Source organism: Nostoc commune NIES-4072, from assembly GCF_003113895.1.
GTDB classification, from domain to species: Bacteria; Cyanobacteriota; Cyanobacteriia; order Cyanobacteriales; family Nostocaceae; genus Nostoc; species Nostoc commune.
Genome location: NZ_BDUD01000001.1, coordinates 977,357 through 993,411 on the forward strand (window position 1 = coordinate 977,357; position 16,055 = coordinate 993,411).

At 42.1% G+C, this 16,055-nt stretch carries 20 protein-coding genes; 7 read left to right on the forward strand and 13 right to left on the reverse strand.

Features of this window, described 5'->3' with window-relative positions; all coding sequences use genetic code 11:
* The first annotated feature begins 202 nt into the window (after positions 1 to 202).
* Positions 203 to 1,873 carry a transglutaminase-like domain-containing protein gene (locus CDC33_RS04330; protein WP_109012435.1) on the forward strand — a complete coding sequence of 557 codons (1,671 nt, stop codon included), beginning with the start codon at positions 203 to 205 and terminating at the stop codon, positions 1,871 to 1,873.
* Positions 1,874 to 1,884: 11 nt separating this feature from the next.
* Here CDC33_RS04330 and CDC33_RS38295 read toward each other — a convergent pair whose 3' ends face one another.
* On the reverse strand, positions 1,885 to 2,061 hold the full coding sequence (locus CDC33_RS38295; protein WP_181373885.1) for a hypothetical protein: 177 nt from the start codon (positions 2,059 to 2,061) through the stop codon (positions 1,885 to 1,887).
* A gap of 293 nt (positions 2,062 to 2,354) precedes the next feature.
* Between CDC33_RS38295 and CDC33_RS04335 the strand changes: the two genes are divergently transcribed.
* Positions 2,355 to 2,594, forward strand: a complete 240-nt coding sequence (locus tag CDC33_RS04335) for a hypothetical protein (RefSeq protein ID WP_109012436.1) — start codon at positions 2,355 to 2,357, stop codon at positions 2,592 to 2,594.
* A gap of 280 nt (positions 2,595 to 2,874) precedes the next feature.
* On the opposite strand, the gene CDC33_RS04340 is transcribed toward CDC33_RS04335, so the two are convergent.
* Entirely contained in the window at positions 2,875 to 3,726 is an 852-nt protein-coding gene (locus CDC33_RS04340; protein ID WP_109007446.1) for a PD-(D/E)XK nuclease family protein, read from the reverse strand.
* 146 nt (positions 3,727 to 3,872) lie between these two features.
* Here CDC33_RS04340 and CDC33_RS04345 point away from each other — a divergent pair, with 146 nt between their 5' ends.
* From CDC33_RS04345 to CDC33_RS04365, 5 genes are all read left to right on the forward strand, one after another.
* On the forward strand, positions 3,873 to 5,288 hold the full coding sequence (locus tag CDC33_RS04345; protein ID WP_109007447.1) for a phosphoglucomutase/phosphomannomutase family protein: 1,416 nt from the start codon (positions 3,873 to 3,875) through the stop codon (positions 5,286 to 5,288).
* A gap of 120 nt (positions 5,289 to 5,408) precedes the next feature.
* Entirely contained in the window at positions 5,409 to 5,684 is a 276-nt protein-coding gene (locus CDC33_RS04350; RefSeq protein WP_109007448.1) for a LapA family protein, read from the forward strand.
* A gap of 83 nt (positions 5,685 to 5,767) precedes the next feature.
* Positions 5,768 to 6,034 carry a BrnT family toxin gene (locus CDC33_RS04355; protein ID WP_109007449.1) on the forward strand — a complete coding sequence of 89 codons (267 nt, stop codon included), beginning with the start codon at positions 5,768 to 5,770 and terminating at the stop codon, positions 6,032 to 6,034.
* A gap of 3 nt (positions 6,035 to 6,037) precedes the next feature.
* Positions 6,038 to 6,295, forward strand: coding sequence for a BrnA antitoxin family protein (locus CDC33_RS04360; protein ID WP_109007450.1), 258 nt, complete (start codon positions 6,038 to 6,040; stop codon positions 6,293 to 6,295).
* 34 nt (positions 6,296 to 6,329) lie between these two features.
* A complete protein-coding gene (locus CDC33_RS04365) occupies positions 6,330 to 6,773 on the forward strand; it encodes a DUF29 domain-containing protein (protein ID WP_109007451.1) in 444 nt (147 codons plus the stop codon).
* Positions 6,774 to 6,815: 42 nt separating this feature from the next.
* Here the strand turns inward: CDC33_RS04365 and CDC33_RS04370 are convergent, their stop codons facing one another.
* From CDC33_RS04370 to CDC33_RS04415, 11 genes are all read right to left on the reverse strand, one after another.
* Positions 6,816 to 7,133: a DUF5615 family PIN-like protein gene (locus CDC33_RS04370; protein ID WP_109007452.1), complete on the reverse strand. Its 318-nt coding sequence runs from the start codon at positions 7,131 to 7,133 to the stop codon at positions 6,816 to 6,818.
* Positions 7,130 to 7,363, reverse strand: a complete 234-nt coding sequence (locus CDC33_RS04375) for a DUF433 domain-containing protein (RefSeq protein WP_094347793.1) — start codon at positions 7,361 to 7,363, stop codon at positions 7,130 to 7,132. Before CDC33_RS04375 ends, CDC33_RS04370 begins: the two co-directional genes overlap by 4 nt.
* A gap of 254 nt (positions 7,364 to 7,617) precedes the next feature.
* Positions 7,618 to 8,340, reverse strand: a complete 723-nt coding sequence (locus tag CDC33_RS04380; RefSeq protein ID WP_109007453.1) for a Uma2 family endonuclease — start codon at positions 8,338 to 8,340, stop codon at positions 7,618 to 7,620.
* Between the two features lie 285 nt (positions 8,341 to 8,625).
* Positions 8,626 to 10,203, reverse strand: coding sequence for an NAD(P)H-quinone oxidoreductase subunit 4 (locus CDC33_RS04385; protein ID WP_109007454.1), 1,578 nt, complete (start codon positions 10,201 to 10,203; stop codon positions 8,626 to 8,628).
* A gap of 564 nt (positions 10,204 to 10,767) precedes the next feature.
* The gene (locus CDC33_RS04390; RefSeq protein WP_109007455.1) at positions 10,768 to 11,154 is read right to left on the reverse strand and encodes a HEPN domain-containing protein; all 387 of its coding nucleotides are present in this window, start codon (positions 11,152 to 11,154) and stop codon (positions 10,768 to 10,770) included.
* Positions 11,151 to 11,474, reverse strand: a complete 324-nt coding sequence (locus CDC33_RS04395) for a nucleotidyltransferase domain-containing protein (RefSeq protein ID WP_109007456.1) — start codon at positions 11,472 to 11,474, stop codon at positions 11,151 to 11,153. Before CDC33_RS04395 ends, CDC33_RS04390 begins: the two co-directional genes overlap by 4 nt.
* 169 nt (positions 11,475 to 11,643) lie before the next feature.
* Complete coding sequence (locus CDC33_RS04400; protein WP_244919138.1) at positions 11,644 to 11,796, reverse strand: YgiT-type zinc finger protein; 153 nt, start codon at positions 11,794 to 11,796, stop codon at positions 11,644 to 11,646.
* A 358-nt stretch (positions 11,797 to 12,154) separates the two neighbouring features.
* Positions 12,155 to 14,257, reverse strand: a complete 2,103-nt coding sequence (locus tag CDC33_RS04405) for an NAD(P)H-quinone oxidoreductase subunit 5 (protein WP_109007457.1) — start codon at positions 14,255 to 14,257, stop codon at positions 12,155 to 12,157.
* A gap of 220 nt (positions 14,258 to 14,477) precedes the next feature.
* The gene (locus CDC33_RS04410; RefSeq protein WP_109007458.1) at positions 14,478 to 14,864 is read right to left on the reverse strand and encodes a thioredoxin family protein; all 387 of its coding nucleotides are present in this window, start codon (positions 14,862 to 14,864) and stop codon (positions 14,478 to 14,480) included.
* 122 nt (positions 14,865 to 14,986) lie between these two features.
* Positions 14,987 to 15,112 (reverse strand): hypothetical protein, encoded by a 126-nt coding sequence (locus CDC33_RS41130; RefSeq protein ID WP_280524393.1) that lies wholly within the window; start codon positions 15,110 to 15,112, stop codon positions 14,987 to 14,989.
* A gap of 167 nt (positions 15,113 to 15,279) precedes the next feature.
* Positions 15,280 to 16,002 (reverse strand): NnrU family protein, encoded by a 723-nt coding sequence (locus CDC33_RS04415; RefSeq protein WP_109007459.1) that lies wholly within the window; start codon positions 16,000 to 16,002, stop codon positions 15,280 to 15,282.
* Between the last annotated feature and the right edge of the window lie 53 nt (positions 16,003 to 16,055).

Genomic DNA, 16,055 nt, shown 5'->3' on the forward strand with positions numbered 1-16,055 from the left:
TTGTTTTAATTTACATTTGGTCAATAGCCACGATGCTTGGCACAAGTGCATTTATTCATTGTTAATTTTGAGAGAAGTTGCCAGTAAGGTTTCCCTACCTAGTAAATTTTTCAAGAATAATTTTGAATCGCTTAACGCTTAAATAGTTATGTTTCCTCCCCTACTTAAAGGTGAGGGTTTTTTATACTTCCCACAAGGTTTTATGAGTTTTGCACTCCCCACTTTGACCGTTAGCCAGATGTTTGGGCAAAAGACAATTCGACCGCTTACTGCTGCTACCCTGTGTGGCATTACTTTCATCAAAGATAGGCTGATTGCCATTGACAGTATTAAAGGGCATCTCCTAGAAATTGATCCTACCTCTGACAACAGTAAAATTATTAATCCCCATCAAATTAAAGAATTTACTGATGTCACTGGTCTAGCTGCGTGGGAAGATACCCTGTGGGTGAGCCGAGAAAATAGTGTTTACTTGTGCAATCTCAATGCTTTAGGTCTGGAACATTTTGTGACCTTGCCTTATCCTGCTGACGGCGTTGCTGTTTGGGAAACAACAGTTTATGTCAGCTGCCAAAGGCTAGGCTACATTCTGATTTATGACCGCGAAACGCGAAAAGAAATTACCAGATTTTATGCCCCAGGCGTTGGGATAGAGAATTTAGCAGTCACTCAGGAAATGCTGTGGATTTGCGATCGCACCGAACAATCAGTTTACGCGATGGATAGGGCCACAGGAGAACTTCAATTTAGTGTCCTGACACCCTTTGAATGTCCCACAGGCATAGCAATCCATAAAAATGCCGAAACAGGCAAAGAAAGTATTTACGTCGCCTACGCCTCAGAGGAGCCTTATATTCGGGACAACCCAAATGCTGATCCAAGTCATGAGCTAACGTTCCGCGATCGCACTTTTATTCACCCTCTGTATTATCATTACGATCCAGATAAGCGCTACGCCCTCTCTAATGGCTATCTGATTGAAATGTCCTACGCTGAGGAAATTGCACCCTTAGACGAGGTTTATTTACCTGATGTCGAATGGCGCATCGCCTTACCATCCGAAACTGAGCGTCAAAAGGTAAAACACGTTGAACCCATTGGTATACCCTTTACTGAAGAAATGGTACAGGGGCAACGTGTAGCAGTCTTTAAATTTGATTCTCTTGCCCCAGGTGAACGGCATATATTTGGCTGGAAAGCACTTTTGGAAGTTCGCGGTATTAAGTATCGCATCACACCCAGAGATGTGGAAGATATACCTGAACTATCCCCAGAATTAGAAACACGCTACCTAGTGGATGACGACGATTTAGCAATGGATACTACCATTGTTCGCCGTGCCGCTAGAGAAGCGATCGGTTCTGAAACCAATGTGCTACGGAAAATGCACAGCATCCGTAACTACGTCTATGATGAATTGTCTTATGGTATTAAACCTTACATTGACACACCAGATACAGTTTTAGAACGGGGCGTTGGTTCCTGTGGCGAATATGTCGGCGTTTTACTTGCCTTATCCCGTTTAAATGGCATCCCCTGCCGCACCGTAGGTAGGTACAAATGTCCTCCCCATAGTGACTTATTAGGAGTACCGCTACAACCCGACTTTAATCATGTTTGGTTAGAGTTCTACGTCCCGAATTTTGGTTGGTTGCCAATGGAATCAAACCCTGATGATATAGGTGAAGGTGGCCCTTATCCGACACGCTTTTTTATGGGCTTGTGCTGGTATCACATTGAAATTGGTAAAGGTATCACCTTTGAAACCGTGACAAGTCAAGGAGAACGGCTAACCAAAGAAGATATTCCCATCGGTGATTTGGCGATAAATCATATTCGGTTCACAATTCTTAAAGAATTACCGCCTTTTTGAATTTCTTCCATTTATTTACCTAAATTATGCTTTTTAATTAGCTCCTGGTTTTCAGGCTTATTGAGCCAGTCTTCTAGAGCCTCAGCGATCGTATCGCTGAGGTTTTTGTCTTTGAGAGCTACCACAGCCCGAAACAATCGGTTTAACTCTGGAGAAACATAGCCCCGTAATTCCTTCTTTTCACTCATCAACCTTGCACAGCGTACAACCGCTTAATTTTTGCATAGCTTTTTAGGCTATGTTGATTTAGTGGTTTATCCTATTATCCTATTGTCCTATTTCGGCAGTATGATTGTGAGTGTTGGAATGCGATCGCCCTGTGGCTGGATACCAAGTAGAGCGATCGCTGATGTTGACCCCCATATTGGGAGATTAATAAATGATGACACAAGTGCAAGCCAAGGCTGAGTTTGAGCAAAGTATTGCTCAACAAGCAAGAGCAATAGCATCAGAAGTAGGTACAAATTATTTTGTGCCATTTATGACTCAAGGCTTTTTGTCAGATGCTGATTTCACCATCAATCAAATATCTTCTCAAGCAACTCCTCTTAAAGAACCACTCAAACATCTCTTAATTGGTTCTTCTAAAGCTGTAATCAGCACAATTCACTATTTGCAAGTTATTGGTTATGCGGATGTTGGTGATTGGAGTCCTTTGCTACCAACCCCCAATCCAGGCGAGGTGATGAGCATTTTGAATAGACCTATTCTGGTGCAATAGCCATCACGTTAATACTCGCATGATCGGATTATTCTAATGCAATAGAAAAATTAGCGAGTAGGGTGTGTTATGCCGTAGGCTAACGCACCTTAATACTTTCTAGTTAACCAATATTTTCGTCTACTTCTAAACTCTTGTTTCTTTTAACGAAGATAAAGACGGAAATCAGATGCATTGAAATTCCTGCTTCTAAATACTTGTCAGCCAAGATTTCAGGTATTTATTTGGAATACGATGTCTCCGACAAGCGAACTTTGTAAATTATCTCTCCCTGTTCCAATTAGCTATTAACCCTTAAACTGGGCATTGGATACGATTGCTGCTTAAAATCGGCAAACTCACAGATTGAGTTAAATGGACAAAAGCGACAGTGAGAGCCAGGATTTGGAGGGAAGATTTTACTGAAATTACTAGTTTCTTCCTGATATTTTTGTAAATCGTGCTGGTGCTTGTGGGCAATATTAGCTAACTCAAATTTTAAGTATTCTAATTCACTATTATTAATGCTAATTAACTCAGACTTTTTACATATTTCTAAATTATAAAATGATGCAACAGCTTCCTGTCCAGGATAAAGATAACGAGCAGCTACCAAATAAACTAATGCCTGTCGTCGGTCAAAAGCCGACTTACCAGTTTTGAAATCTAAAATATGTATTGTGCGATCGCTCTCAAGAAAAACGCAATCCATAGCTGCATATAAGCGAAAGCAATAATCTTCTTGTTCAACTACTATCGGTTTAGGAAAGCCTTCATCACCCGGCGTTAATTGGATAATATCTTTATCCAAAAGCAACGGTGCATCATGATATTTTTTGAGAATTTGCAGCACGCGTTGCTGGACTTGATCGCTTGAGTTGCTTAATTTAAGGAGCTGTGCAACTCTTTCTACACCATCGGCTTGCTTCAACAGATACGTGTGATGATGAAACTCATAAATGCCTTTTTGGGCAAGTATACCAATTCGCTGGGGCGCGGTGGCTTGTCCTAAAAGCGCTTTGACTTGTGGTTCGTGTTGCCGTGCTTTGATAAACCCCCGTCTCATCTGGCAATGCCAGCGTTCTTGCCCAGTCGCTGGGGCAACTAGAGACCAAAGGTGATAACTGGCAAAAGGTCGATCGGGGGTTGACATTGCTCAGAAACAGTGAGAGAAAATACGGTGATGAGAAGTTTAAACTAAGGCTTGCTTAGAAAAGAACTTCGGAGGATAGTTGCTGCTACACGCGCTTTGCGAGAAGCTTTTATAGTACTGTTAATGTACGGAAGCAAGTAGCAAAAATGTCCAGCAAGATAAAATTTGGTACTGATGGATGGCGAGGGATTATTGCTGATGACTTTACTTTCCCCAATGTGCGGAAAGTAACAAGAGCAATTGCCGCTTATTTAAATACAGCCTACACAAAAGATAGACCAGTACTTATTGCCTACGATACTCGCTTTTTAGCTGACCAGTTTGCCCAAACATCGGCCCAAGTTTTGGCAGACTTGGGTTGGACTGTGAAAATTACTAATCGGGATTGTCCCACACCAGTAATTGCCTACAACGCCCGTCATCTAAATTCTGCTGGGGCATTAATGTTTACTGCTAGTCATAATCCAGCACCCTACTGTGGAATTAAATATATACCTGATTATGCTGGGCCTGCCACTCCTGAGATTACTGATACTATTGTGGCAAATATAGAAAGTGCATCGGATGAGTTGCCTGGGAGTAACCCATCAGGTTCAATTTCAATTTTCGATCCGAAACCAGATTACCTGCAATTTATCTACACTCTACTTGATATAGAAAAAATTAAAAGCGCAAATTTAAAGGTAAAGTACGATGCTTTGTATTCTACCTCTCGTGGCTATTTAGATGAAGTTTTGCAACATAGTGGCGTTCAGTTAGAAAGTTTCCACGATTGGAGGGATGTTTTATTTGGCGGTGGAATGCCAGAACCCAAAGGAGAACAATTAGTTGAGTTAGTACAAGCAGTTGTTCGCGATCGCGCTGATTTGGGTTTGGCGACAGATGGAGATAGCGATCGCTTTGGTATCGTCGATGAACAAGGAAATGTCCTCACTCCCAATACTGTGCTGTTAGTTCTAGCACGTCATTTAATCAGAAATAAAGGTAAAACTGGCGCGATCGTCCGCACTGTGGCGACAACCCACCTACTGGATAATTTCGCGGCTAAAAATGGGCTGCAAATTTACGAAACACCAGTCGGTTTTAAATACATCGGCGAAAAAATGCGGGAAACTGCCGTGTTAATTGGTGGAGAAGAATCAGGCGGTTTGAGTATTATCGGGCATATTCCCGAAAAAGACGGGGTATTAGCCGATATGCTGGTGGCAGAAGCGATCGCTTATGAAGGCAAACCTCTGAGTCAGATGGTAGCAGAAGCGATCGCCGAAGCCAATGGCCCACTTTACAACAACCGCCTAGACTTACACCTCACAGAGGCGCACAAAATCGCCGTCATCGACTCCTTTACTAGAAATCCACCTACAGAGGTAGCAGGAATTAAAGTCAAAGAAGTCGGACGCAAAGACGGTATTAAGCTCTATTTAGAAGAAGGTAGCTGGGTTTTACTGCGTCCTTCCGGTACAGAACCACTGGTGCGCGTCTATCTAGAAACCAACACTCCCGAAAAACTCACCCAAATTGCCCAAGAGTTAGAGAGTGCCATTGCTAAACTGGAGGGATAAGAATTAGGAGTTAAAAGTTAAGAGTTGTAAATTAACAATTCTTCACTTTTAAATGCTATTAACAGTTATGAGTTTTAAATTAATAACTCCTCACTTCTCACTGCTAACTTTTATCAAACTATGAAAATCGCTCCTTTTTTGACATCTATAGTTGTAGCAGTTTGGGTAATAGCGATCGCGATTATTTCAGTCCAAAATGCTACACCCGTATCGTTAAAATTCTTAACATTCCAATCGATTCAGATACCAATGGGTTTAGTGCTAGCTTTTAGTGCCGTTGTTGGGTTAATTGGCATGGCACTGCTGCAACCTCTGTGGGGACTTGCTGGTATTGGGCAAAGTAATTCTCGATTGGAAGACGATGCGGAATTTTTTGTTGATGATGAAGATTTTTGAGGCTTGATGAAAACATACAAAAGTACACCAGTTTAGTAATTTTCATCTGCTAATATGCACAAATGTGCATACAATAGATTTAGATGGCGTATCAGTGGGATAGGGATAAGGCAGCAGCCAATCTTCGCAAGCATGGCGTTGACTTTGCTGATGCAATAACCGTGTTTTCTGACGATTTAGCAATTACCATCACAGATGAACGTTTTGATGAAGAGAGATTTATCACTATTGGGATAGATAGTTTCAATCGAGTTTTAGTAGTTGTGTATACATGGCGAAATAATGAGATTCGATTGATTTCTGCCCGCAAAGCTACGCGCTATGAACAAAAGCAGTATGAGGATGGATAAGTGATGGAAGCTGAGTATGATTTTAGCCAGGGCAAGCGGGGAGCGATTGAATCAACACCAACAGGCAAAACTAGAATTACAATTCGCCTAGATGATGAAGTACTAGCATGGTTTCGTGACCAAGTTCACGCAGCAGGTGGAGGAAATTACCAAACTTTGATTAACGATGCCTTGCGTGAGTACATTCAGCAGCGTCGTGAACCGTTAGAAGATACATTACGGCGAGTATTGCGAGAGGAACTTGAGCGCATTGGAAAATAAGGATATTTTAGCTTGTCTAAGATCGAGAACGGCTATGAGTGCAACTTATAAAGCAGATTTTAACTTGTGGATTGAACAGACAGCCCAACTATTGCGATCGCATCGCTGGCAGGAAGTTGATGTAGAACATCTGATTGAAGAGGTTGAAGGGTTGGGCAAAAGTGAAAGGCGGAGTATTGCCAGTCAACTAACTCGCTTACTGCTGCATTTGCTGAAGTGGCAATATCAACCCCAGCGTCGCTCAGATAGTTGGCTCGATTCTATCACCGATTCTCGCACCCAAATTGAGTTAGCCATAGAAGATAGTCCTAGTCTTAAAGGCTATCCTACGGAGCAACTTGAGGAAAGTTATCAAAGGGCGCGTCGGCAAGCAGCCAAGCAAACGGGGATACTTGTATCCGTGTTTCCAGAAGAGTGCTTATATTCTTTAGAGTTAGTGTTGGATGAAGACTGGCTACCGGAAGCAAGCGATATTTGATAACTGTAATTGTGACTGTGTGGTATGAAGCGCATTACGCAGTCACTTAATATACATTGGTGAGTTTATAATTTGTTGAGCATCTTCAGCACTAATCAAATCAAGTTTTAAGTGTATGCGACTAATTAGGTAACAATTATAAAGAATTTGAGGTGGTATTCCTAAACGACAGGACAAGTCAACAAAATCGCTATCTTTGGTCATAATTACTGCATTAGCGACTTGTGCTGCCTCAAAAATTTCCACATCTTTAGCATCTCGTAATCCAAGCTCTCTTAGGGCAGTAGCCTCTACGTCAAAAGTCTCAGTCAGCCAAAGTGCTAATGTAGGAGGCAACTGAGCATCAATCCAAATTTTCATGCTGTCAATCGAGGAAAGTCAGTTCGCCGTGCTGCAAACAATAGACAGGCTTGGATATCTTCGAGTTCAAGATCGGGAAAATCCTCTAAAATCTCAGAAACACTGACATTCTCTGCCAACATTTCTAAAATGTCACTCACACGAATCCTCATGCCTCGAATACAAGGACGACCACCACACTGACCAGGAGTTTGAGTAATGCGAGTCAACAAATCAACCCTTGAGTTCATGCAAGTATTTTAATATCACGTACTTTTATTTAACTCTAGTTCTGCGGTCGCAATTATCCCAGCCTAGCATCTGGGTGTAGCAACAGGGGAATTGCAGTTATCGCACACTAACCCAACAGCAGCTAAGTTGGCAGTTTTGGGTTAGTTGTAGCTTCAAGTAATCAATAACGTCCAGAATTTCTGTATCAGTGAGTTGTAGGCGCGTAGGCGTAGCCCGTTGTAGACATCGCTAACCATTACAAAATCTGGTGAATCTATAACAAACTTTCTGGATTAACACCTAGCGCATTCAACCTTTCAATTAACATTTTCACCTGTTGTTCTGCTTCCACCCGTCGCTGTTCTTCAAAAGCTGTGCGTTCTTCCGCTTCTCTGATGCGTTCTTCTGGTGTTAGCAATTTTTGTCCTTCTTCGTCATACCAATACAGCCACTCCCGCACAATACCTTGATAAATTCCCCGTTCTCGCCCAATTCCTAAACCAACCTCTGGCAGCCAAACGGGATTTCCTGACATTAAGATATATTCCCCATCAACTAGATGATACACCTCCAAAGGTGTCTTTTTACGCCGAAGCGGACTATATACAACGTAGTACAAAATCCCTAATTCTTTGGCATATAATTCCTTTTTAATGCTATATTCTTCCCGATATATTTGGGAAACAACTTCTAGTGTTAAAATTGGCTGCTTCTTTTCTTCCCATAACACATAACTTAGGCGTAAATCCTCATCAATAAAGCGTTTAACTCCTAAGCTGAGAAACCCATCAGGGACAATGGCTGGTTTATCTGGGTGAGAATAAATACCCATGTCAACACCAAAGAACCAATCCCAGCGATCGCACCAAGCCAAAGCCAGTGTCGTTTTCAGCAAGCCGGGAATTAAATTTTGGAGTTCATTATCCACAGCAGTATCATCTGAGTCGGGTAATTCTTCGGAAGATGGCAAACAATGCAGTGGATTGTAGTTTAACATGAGCGGTTTTGCCAAATTTGATTCTAGATAGATTGTACGTAATCTATTGATGTGCGATCGCAGGGCAAGAATAAAGAACCATTTTTAGTGTAAACGTAGCCCGTCCTAGACATCGCCTGTGGTTCTCTCTTAGTATTCACAGACTTGTGATTGCAAAATTTTACATTAAATTCATGGTTTTTCGATACTGATTACCAGAATCTCTAACTGACAATAGCAAAAAAGGGCAGGTACAAAACCCGCCCTCAAAGTAATCAATATTTAAACTAAACTAGCGATCGCAACTTAATTACCAATTTGGGGCGCACTCAAAGAAACCTTTAGTGCGTCGTCTTTTTGCTGTGCTAATGTCGGCACAGAATCACGCAATCTTGCTGTCAATTGTACAGTTGTGGCGTCATACATCTGAGTCAGCAATTTCGGATAGAAACCAATACCAATAATTGGCACTAACAAACAGGCAATGATAAATATTTCGCGGGGTTCAGCATCTATCAAAGCTTGGTGAGAAACTAATTCCTTGTTCTCTTCTCCGTAGAAAATTTCTCGCAACATCGACAGCAGATAAATCGGAGTTAAAATTACTCCCACTGCCATCAAGAATACAACAATCACTTTGAAGGTAGAGCTATAAGCATCGCTAGTAGCAAAGCCGACAAATACCATTAATTCTGCTACGAAACCGCTCATCCCTGGCAATGCCAAAGAAGCCATCGAACAAGTGGTGAACATGGCGAAAATCTTCGGCATTCTCTTAGCAACACCGCCCATTTCATCCAACATCAGGGTGTGGGTGCGATCGTAAGTTGCGCCAACGAGGAAGAACAAACTCGCCCCAATTAACCCGTGGGAAACCATTTGCAACACTGCCCCACTCAATCCCAAATCGGTGAAGGAGGCAATACCAATCATCACAAAGCCCATGTGGGAAATTGAAGAGTAGGCAATTTTTCGCTTCAGGTTACGCTGGGCAAAGGATGTTAAGGCAGCGTAGATGATGTTAACTACCCCCAAAACCACCAACACTGGTGCAAAAAGAGCGTGAGCATCGGGGAGCATTTGGGCATTCATCCGAATTAAGGCGTAACCACCCATTTTCAAAAGAATACCTGCCAATAGCATGTGTACAGGTGCTGTAGCTTCACCGTGGGCATCAGGTAGCCAGGTATGCAAGGGAATAATCGGCAACTTGACGGCGTAGGCAATCAGGAAGCCAGCATAGACGGCAAGTTGGAAATTGAGAGCAAAGTCTTTTAAGGCGATCGCTCTCATATCAAACGTCACCGTATCGCCGTAAAATCCCATTGTCAGGGCAGACAGCAAAATAAACAGCGAACCACCGGCGGTGTATAAGATAAATTTAGTCGCTGCATACTGCCGTCTTTTGCCTCCCCAAATCGACAGCAGAAAGTATATCGGTACTAGTTCCAGTTCCCACACCAGGAAAAACAACAGCATATCCTGGACAGCGAACACGGCAATTTGACCGCCATACATCGCCAAAATCAAGAAGTAAAATAGCTTCGGCTTGAAGGTGACAGGCCAAGCTGCTAAAATCGCCAGCGTGGTAATGAATCCAGTCAAAATAATTAGGGGCATAGATAAGCCATCTGCCCCTACTGACCAATTCAAATCTAGTTGGGGTACCCAGGGGTAACTCTCGAACAACTGCAAATCTGGATTGGAGAAATCATACCCAGTATAAAAAGCATAAACAATTAGTGCAAAATCTATCAGCCCTACGATGAGGGAGTACCAGCGCACTGTTTTGCCTTCTTTATCTGGGATGATGGGAATCAGTAGTGAAGCGGCTATCGGCAACAGAATAATCGTCGTCAGCCACGGAAAATTAGCTGTATTCATCACAATTCGTCTGCTATCAAAATCATGTTTGGCAAAAAGTCACTAGTTATTAAGTAACAGCTTTTTGAGGATTTCGTCTTCCTCGTTAGGTTGATTTAATTAAATTGGTAATCCCCTATTTTTCCTCTTAGGAGTTTTTTTTGACAGTTGCGGGTGCGGAATGTGCGTTGTGATACTCCCAGTCAAGTCAAAAATTACCCTAAAAAAGCCGATAAAATTATAGTTTAGGGGTGCGATCGCGTAGTCCAACCCATCGCTAAAAATACACAATCTGCTTGGTAGTTGTTGAAGAAAGCGATTTAGTACAAAAAAGCATGACCGGATAACTAACCATAATAATTGCACAAATTGAAAATCAGATTGAATTCTGATTAAACAATATTTGTACCCTCAGCTTCATGATTGGTAACAATATATCCTTCATGATAAGTGTATCAAAATATGCTGGACTGATTGAGGAAGATTGAGATTAATTTCATTAAATATCAGAATCAGGATGTATGACGAACGCCACGCTACGCGAACAGGATTAAAGGACTAATAAACAGAATTTTTGTCCTTGGTTCAAGGGGATAGAGAGTCAATATTTGCTTTGGCAAAATTAAGAATTTCGATAGTTCTTTGAATAATCTGATCGGCATCAGCTTGGGTAATGTTAGGATCAGTATTATAGTCACCGCGTAAACGAGTTCTTTCTGCATCAATTAAATAACGATGAAATTCACGAGGAACTCGTTGTGGACGTGCAAATCTTTCTCCAAAAGCAGCAATTACGGCTGAATGTTTAGAGTAAGCAAGTCCTTCCCCTTCTAAAAAAGCGGTAGCAATATAAAACATCGCGTAATAGCCACGAGATGCTGCAAATTCAGCAAAACCTTTTTGGTTGAGTTCTTCTGCGGCTTGCAAACTTCTCTCCGCTTTTTCTAGGAGTCTTTGTTGTTCAGGGGTCATATTAATAACCCATCTTGTCTGACATTACGAAAGAAACCACTCTCATAATTTTCTAGTTGCTCACTGGTAGCAAAAGCACAACTAATTAAAACATTATATTCTAAACATAAATCAGCAATGATTTGACTGATTTTTTCACTTTCTTGAGAATAGTTAAAGACATCTTTCAATACAATTAAAATATCAATATCTGAGTCTGGTTGTGCTGTTCCTCTGGCTTGTGAACCAAATAAAATTAGTTTGTCTAATTGTTCTCCATAAAGTTGTTTTAAATTTTCGCGTATTTGGGGTAAAACTGTTGAAATTGGTTGACTTAGCATAATTTTAAATAAACAATTACTTTGTTTTATGTCTATGCTAACTCAAAAGCGATGTATTCTCTGGAAAAAGCTTTGCGAACGGCGATCGCAGCTATCACTAAAAATACACGTTCCTGTTTACTGATTGTAGAGAAAAGCGATTTGGTGCAAAAAAAGCATAACAATAACACTAAGCTACATATCTAATAATCTCCAATCCTGCTCCATTCTTAATAGCTGACTCTGCTTTACCTAAAACCTGTTCTGTAATTGCATCATTTAAATAATATTCACCGCAGTTATCACAAGTTTCTGCTGGAACTTTTTTAAGACAATAATACATTCATCTCTTTCTAATGTCACAGTTACTAAACCTGGTTTAGTTTCTCCATGCTGACAAATTACGCATTTCATTATCTTTGTCTTCTAGTTGTAAAACCATCTAACCAAATATATATTAGTATCACGAATATATATTAATTTTAGGGTGGGTTACGCTATCGCTAAACCAGCATAAGTATTAACACTGAATGGTGGGTTACGGCGCAAAAAGATTATTCTATATATTTTTTTCTTCTGTTCTATCGGATTATAGGAATTTATAAAGTCTGCAACCTATTTTTTGGGATGAATCTTAATAAGACTAACTTCATTATTCAAGAAATAATGTAGGGGTGGACATCTGCCCACCCCGATTAAAATCAGGTAACACCAAAGACAATCACTAAGCCCAAAACCGCCCCAAACACAATCAAGGCATAGAATTGAGCGCGACCATTTTCTAGGTACTTCAGACCTTCACCGCTAACAAGGGTGAAAAAGCCTGTGAGGTTAACAGCGCCATCGACAACGCGGAAGTCAACTTCCATGACTTGTCTAGCTACGCGACGCAAGCCGAGGACAAAAACCCGATGGTAAATGTCATCAAAGTACCACTTATTGAGGGATAACTCATAAAGTGGTTGGATTTTAGCAGCGATCGCAGCCGGGTCAATTTTACGGCGCAAATACATCAGCGAAGCCAGGGTAATCGCAATCAAAGAAATTCCGACTGAGGCACCCGCCATGATGTAGAATTCCGTCGGATTGAACTCGGCAGCCTTTTCTATAACTTCGGAGAGGGTTTCACTAGGAGGAAAGATAAACTCTTCAAAATAATTGGCGTAGGGAGTTCCCACCAAACCAATCAAAATCGAAGGCACAGCCAACAGTGCCAACGGCAGCGTCATCGTCCACGGCGATTCGTGGGGGGAGTCGCTGTGATGCCCGTGGGAGTCATGGGAATCATGCTGCTGACTAGTTGCCGCCAATTCTCCTTTCTTCATCGCCCCAGGCCCAAAATTCGGGACTGGTTCTTCTGACTCTAATTCCAGGACAATTGTCGCCGCAGCTCTCTTGAGTTTTTCCTTAATTTTCTCGTCATTACCCCGGAATTTGCCTTCAAATGTCGAGAAATACATTCTAAACATATAGAAAGCTGTAATCCCGGCTGTTAGCCAGCCGATAAACCAGAGGAGTGGATTAGCTTCAAAAGCCTTCCCTAAAATTTCATCTTTTGACCAGAAACCAGCAAAGGGTGGAATACCAGAAATTGCCAAGCAACCAATCAAAAAGGTAGTTGCTGTGACGGGCATATACTTTCGCAGTCCACCCATCAAACGCATATCTTGCGCTAAAGCGGGGTCGTGTCCAACGACACCTTCCATACCATGAATTACAGAACCTGAACCCAAGAACAGCATCGCCTTGAAATAGGCGTGGGTCATTAGGTGGAATAGTCCAGCACTGTAGGAACCTATTCCCATTGCCATCACCATGTAACCAAGTTGGGAAATGGTGGAGTAAGCCAAGCCTTTTTTAATGTCGTTTTGGGTAATGGCAATGGTTGCCCCCAAAAACGCCGTAAACGCCCCAGTAAAGGCAATGACATTCATTGCGGCTGGAACGTCTTCAAATACTGGATACATCCGGGCAATTAGGAAAACACCAGCCGCCACCATTGTTGCCGCGTGAATCAAGGCAGAAATGGGGGTGGGGCCTTCCATCGCATCTGGTAGCCAGACGTGGAGGGGGAATTGGGCTGATTTTGCAACTGGGCCTAAGAAAACTAAAATCGCAAACAGGACAGCGAGAAAATTGCTGATAGAACCTGATTCGACAAGTTGGGCGAGGCGATCGCCCATGATATTAAAATCAAAGCTTCCTGTTGCCCAGAACAGCCCTAAAATGCCGAGTAATAGACCAAAGTCGCCCACGCGGTTGGTCACAAACGCTTTTTGAGCGGCATCTGCTGCTGACTTGCGATCGTACCAAAAACCGACCAGCAAGTAGGAACACATCCCGACCAGTTCCCAGAATATATAAATCTGTACTAGGTTGGGGCTGACCACCAGACCTAACATTGAAGAGCCAAACAAACTGAGATAGGCGTAAAACCGCACGTAACCGGGATCGTGAGCCATGTAGCCATCGGTGTAAACCATGACTAACAACGCTACCGTTGTTACAATCACCAGCATTAGGGCTGTCAGGTGGTCAATAGTGTAGCCCATGCTCAGGTGGAAATTACCTGCTGCCGCCCATTCAAAGGTGCGAATATAAGCTGGGTGTCCTTGAATTTGACTCCAGAGCAAGGCAAGCGACAGCGCCATAGCTGCTCCCATCATGGAGATAATCACCACAGCATTAAGCTGGCGGAGGCGGTTTGTCACCTGATTCAACGAGATTAACCCTAGACCGACCAGCATTGCCCCAAGAAGAGGGAACACCGGAATCAGCCAGGCATACTGATAGATTACTTCCATCACTGACGCCTACTTTTAAAATTCTTGATTAGCGTGTCCAAACTGTTAATAATTGTGACACACACCCTTTAGGATAAAATAACCCACCCAAGACTGAGTTGGGTGGGGTGTTAAGCATGGTTTTAGATTTGGTCATTAGTCTTTAGTCATTAGTCATTAGTCATTGGTCATTGGTCATTAGTTTTTAGCCCCATGCCCCATGCCCAATACCCAATATCCATCAGGCTGACCGACACTCTAAGTCCACTGTTTTTGAACTTTTGTAAATTTTAGAGCTACTGGCGTACCTAGCTTTAATCTCTTCTAAAGCTAGACGTAAATCTTCTCTACCGCGAAAGCATTCCAAGCGATGGCGAATAGTGCCATTTTCTATCAATAGTAAAGTAGGTAGTGATTTGAGCCTATAAGTATTAGACAGTTTAAAATTTTGATCGGCGTTAACCCCAACTAATTTAATTTCTTCCCCACATTGGGCTTGAAATTGCAATAACAGTGGGTGAATAATCCGACACAAGCCACACCAAGGTGCTTCAAAATTAACTAAAACAGGAATAGGTGATTCTAAAACTTCTTGAGTAAATGTCCGCTCACTAACCGACAACACCATGACGCCTCTTGGATTATAAGGTTTTTATATTAAACTACCTATCAGCATTGAAGTGAAAGATTGGCAAGTCAGTAACTGCCGATAGATGCTTTCAGGAACCAAATCTCAGGACACAGCATAAATTAAGCAAAAATTGAGCGCGTTGATGTGTCTCTGACAAAAAAGCCACCGTGGAAGTCGCACTGGCTTTTTTGGACGTTAGGCTCCTGATTGCCGTGGCCATCTGGGGATTTGACTGAATCTGCCATTTTTTCCCAAGGAAAGGTAACTGACTAACAACTACCAATTTAAAATCTTAACTCGACTCAGACCACCCCCATCTGTAGATGTTTGAACTTATCGTACATTGATTTAGGGCAATTGATAAGCTGAAATCCTCATCTATTTTGGATTTTATGCTGACACTGGGGATCGCTTAGATTTCCCATCTTATCTTACTAGTTGCTTCCAGCAACAGAGGGTGCGACAACCAAAGCAAAGCTATGAAAATGGCAACTCCCAAATAAGAAGGACGAAGAAATTCGTGCCATTTGATAGATTGACGCCCGTCGATAATTGCTTTAAAGGGAATAATTGAAGTTCGTTGTTTGGCAATTTCAAAGGCTTCCCCATAGCGATCGCTTAAACGGCGATCGCCGTGCCAAACTCCAAACAAGTGATGCAACACCAATCCAATGGAAGTCACAAGTGTAAAGGTAGTACCCAGCCACAGAGTATGGGCAACACACCAAATTATTTGTCCTACCATCTGGGGATGACGGGTAATCCGAATAATTCCTGTTTCATACAGATGAACTTGGGGCTTTTGAATGGCAGCAATTTCTAGTAGATTGAAGGTAGCAGGATATAAAAATAAAAACGAGATAGCTGACAGCAGCCAAACAAATTCTCGCACTCCTGGTACTCCTTGTACCTGCCAAAGTTGCAAACCATCATATCGATGCCCAAAAAAGTAAATAATTAATATTACAGCCAACGGTAGGCTGACTAATGCAAAGAGAACGCGATAAAGCCTTGGGCCAATATATTTTTCGGCCTTTGGACGCAAAGCAGCGCCTCCACTGTGAGCGATCGCAAAAACTATTTGTAGCCCCAGCATGACAAAATGACTGGGTGTCAACCAAGAAATCAACAGCATATACACGTGAAATAATTTAAAGAAAATGGAACTCAGTACAACCAATACCACAA

Bases quoted from the DNA above. Each gene is read 5' to 3' on its own strand.
- CDC33_RS04405 (WP_109007457.1), bottom strand. From the start codon at position 14,257: ATGGAAGTAATCTATCAGTATGCCTGGCTGATTCCGGTGTTCCCTCTT.
- CDC33_RS04380 (WP_109007453.1), bottom strand. From the start codon at position 8,340: ATGTTAAACTACAATCCACTGCATTGTTTGCCATCTTCCGAAGAATTA.
- CDC33_RS04360 (WP_109007450.1), top strand. From the start codon at position 6,038: ATGGAAGCTGAGTATGATTTTAGCCAGGGCAAGCGGGGAGCGATTGAA.
- CDC33_RS04375 (WP_094347793.1), bottom strand. From the start codon at position 7,363: ATGAACTCAAGGGTTGATTTGTTGACTCGCATTACTCAAACTCCTGGT.
- CDC33_RS04335 (WP_109012436.1), top strand. From the start codon at position 2,355: ATGACTCAAGGCTTTTTGTCAGATGCTGATTTCACCATCAATCAAATA.
- CDC33_RS04410 (WP_109007458.1), bottom strand. From the start codon at position 14,864: ATGGTGTTGTCGGTTAGTGAGCGGACATTTACTCAAGAAGTTTTAGAA.
- CDC33_RS04330 (WP_109012435.1), top strand. From the start codon at position 203: ATGAGTTTTGCACTCCCCACTTTGACCGTTAGCCAGATGTTTGGGCAA.
- CDC33_RS04340 (WP_109007446.1), bottom strand. From the start codon at position 3,726: ATGTCAACCCCCGATCGACCTTTTGCCAGTTATCACCTTTGGTCTCTA.
- CDC33_RS04365 (WP_109007451.1), top strand. From the start codon at position 6,330: ATGAGTGCAACTTATAAAGCAGATTTTAACTTGTGGATTGAACAGACA.
- CDC33_RS41130 (WP_280524393.1), bottom strand. From the start codon at position 15,112: ATGGCAGATTCAGTCAAATCCCCAGATGGCCACGGCAATCAGGAGCCT.
- CDC33_RS04350 (WP_109007448.1), top strand. From the start codon at position 5,409: ATGAAAATCGCTCCTTTTTTGACATCTATAGTTGTAGCAGTTTGGGTA.
- CDC33_RS04400 (WP_244919138.1), bottom strand. From the start codon at position 11,796: ATGTATTATTGTCTTAAAAAAGTTCCAGCAGAAACTTGTGATAACTGC.
- CDC33_RS04390 (WP_109007455.1), bottom strand. From the start codon at position 11,154: ATGACCCCTGAACAACAAAGACTCCTAGAAAAAGCGGAGAGAAGTTTG.
- CDC33_RS04385 (WP_109007454.1), bottom strand. From the start codon at position 10,203: ATGAATACAGCTAATTTTCCGTGGCTGACGACGATTATTCTGTTGCCG.
- CDC33_RS04370 (WP_109007452.1), bottom strand. From the start codon at position 7,133: ATGAAAATTTGGATTGATGCTCAGTTGCCTCCTACATTAGCACTTTGG.
- CDC33_RS04395 (WP_109007456.1), bottom strand. From the start codon at position 11,474: ATGCTAAGTCAACCAATTTCAACAGTTTTACCCCAAATACGCGAAAAT.
- CDC33_RS38295 (WP_181373885.1), bottom strand. From the start codon at position 2,061: ATGAGTGAAAAGAAGGAATTACGGGGCTATGTTTCTCCAGAGTTAAAC.
- CDC33_RS04345 (WP_109007447.1), top strand. From the start codon at position 3,873: ATGTCCAGCAAGATAAAATTTGGTACTGATGGATGGCGAGGGATTATT.
- CDC33_RS04415 (WP_109007459.1), bottom strand. From the start codon at position 16,002: ATGCTGTTGATTTCTTGGTTGACACCCAGTCATTTTGTCATGCTGGGG.
- CDC33_RS04355 (WP_109007449.1), top strand. From the start codon at position 5,768: ATGGCGTATCAGTGGGATAGGGATAAGGCAGCAGCCAATCTTCGCAAG.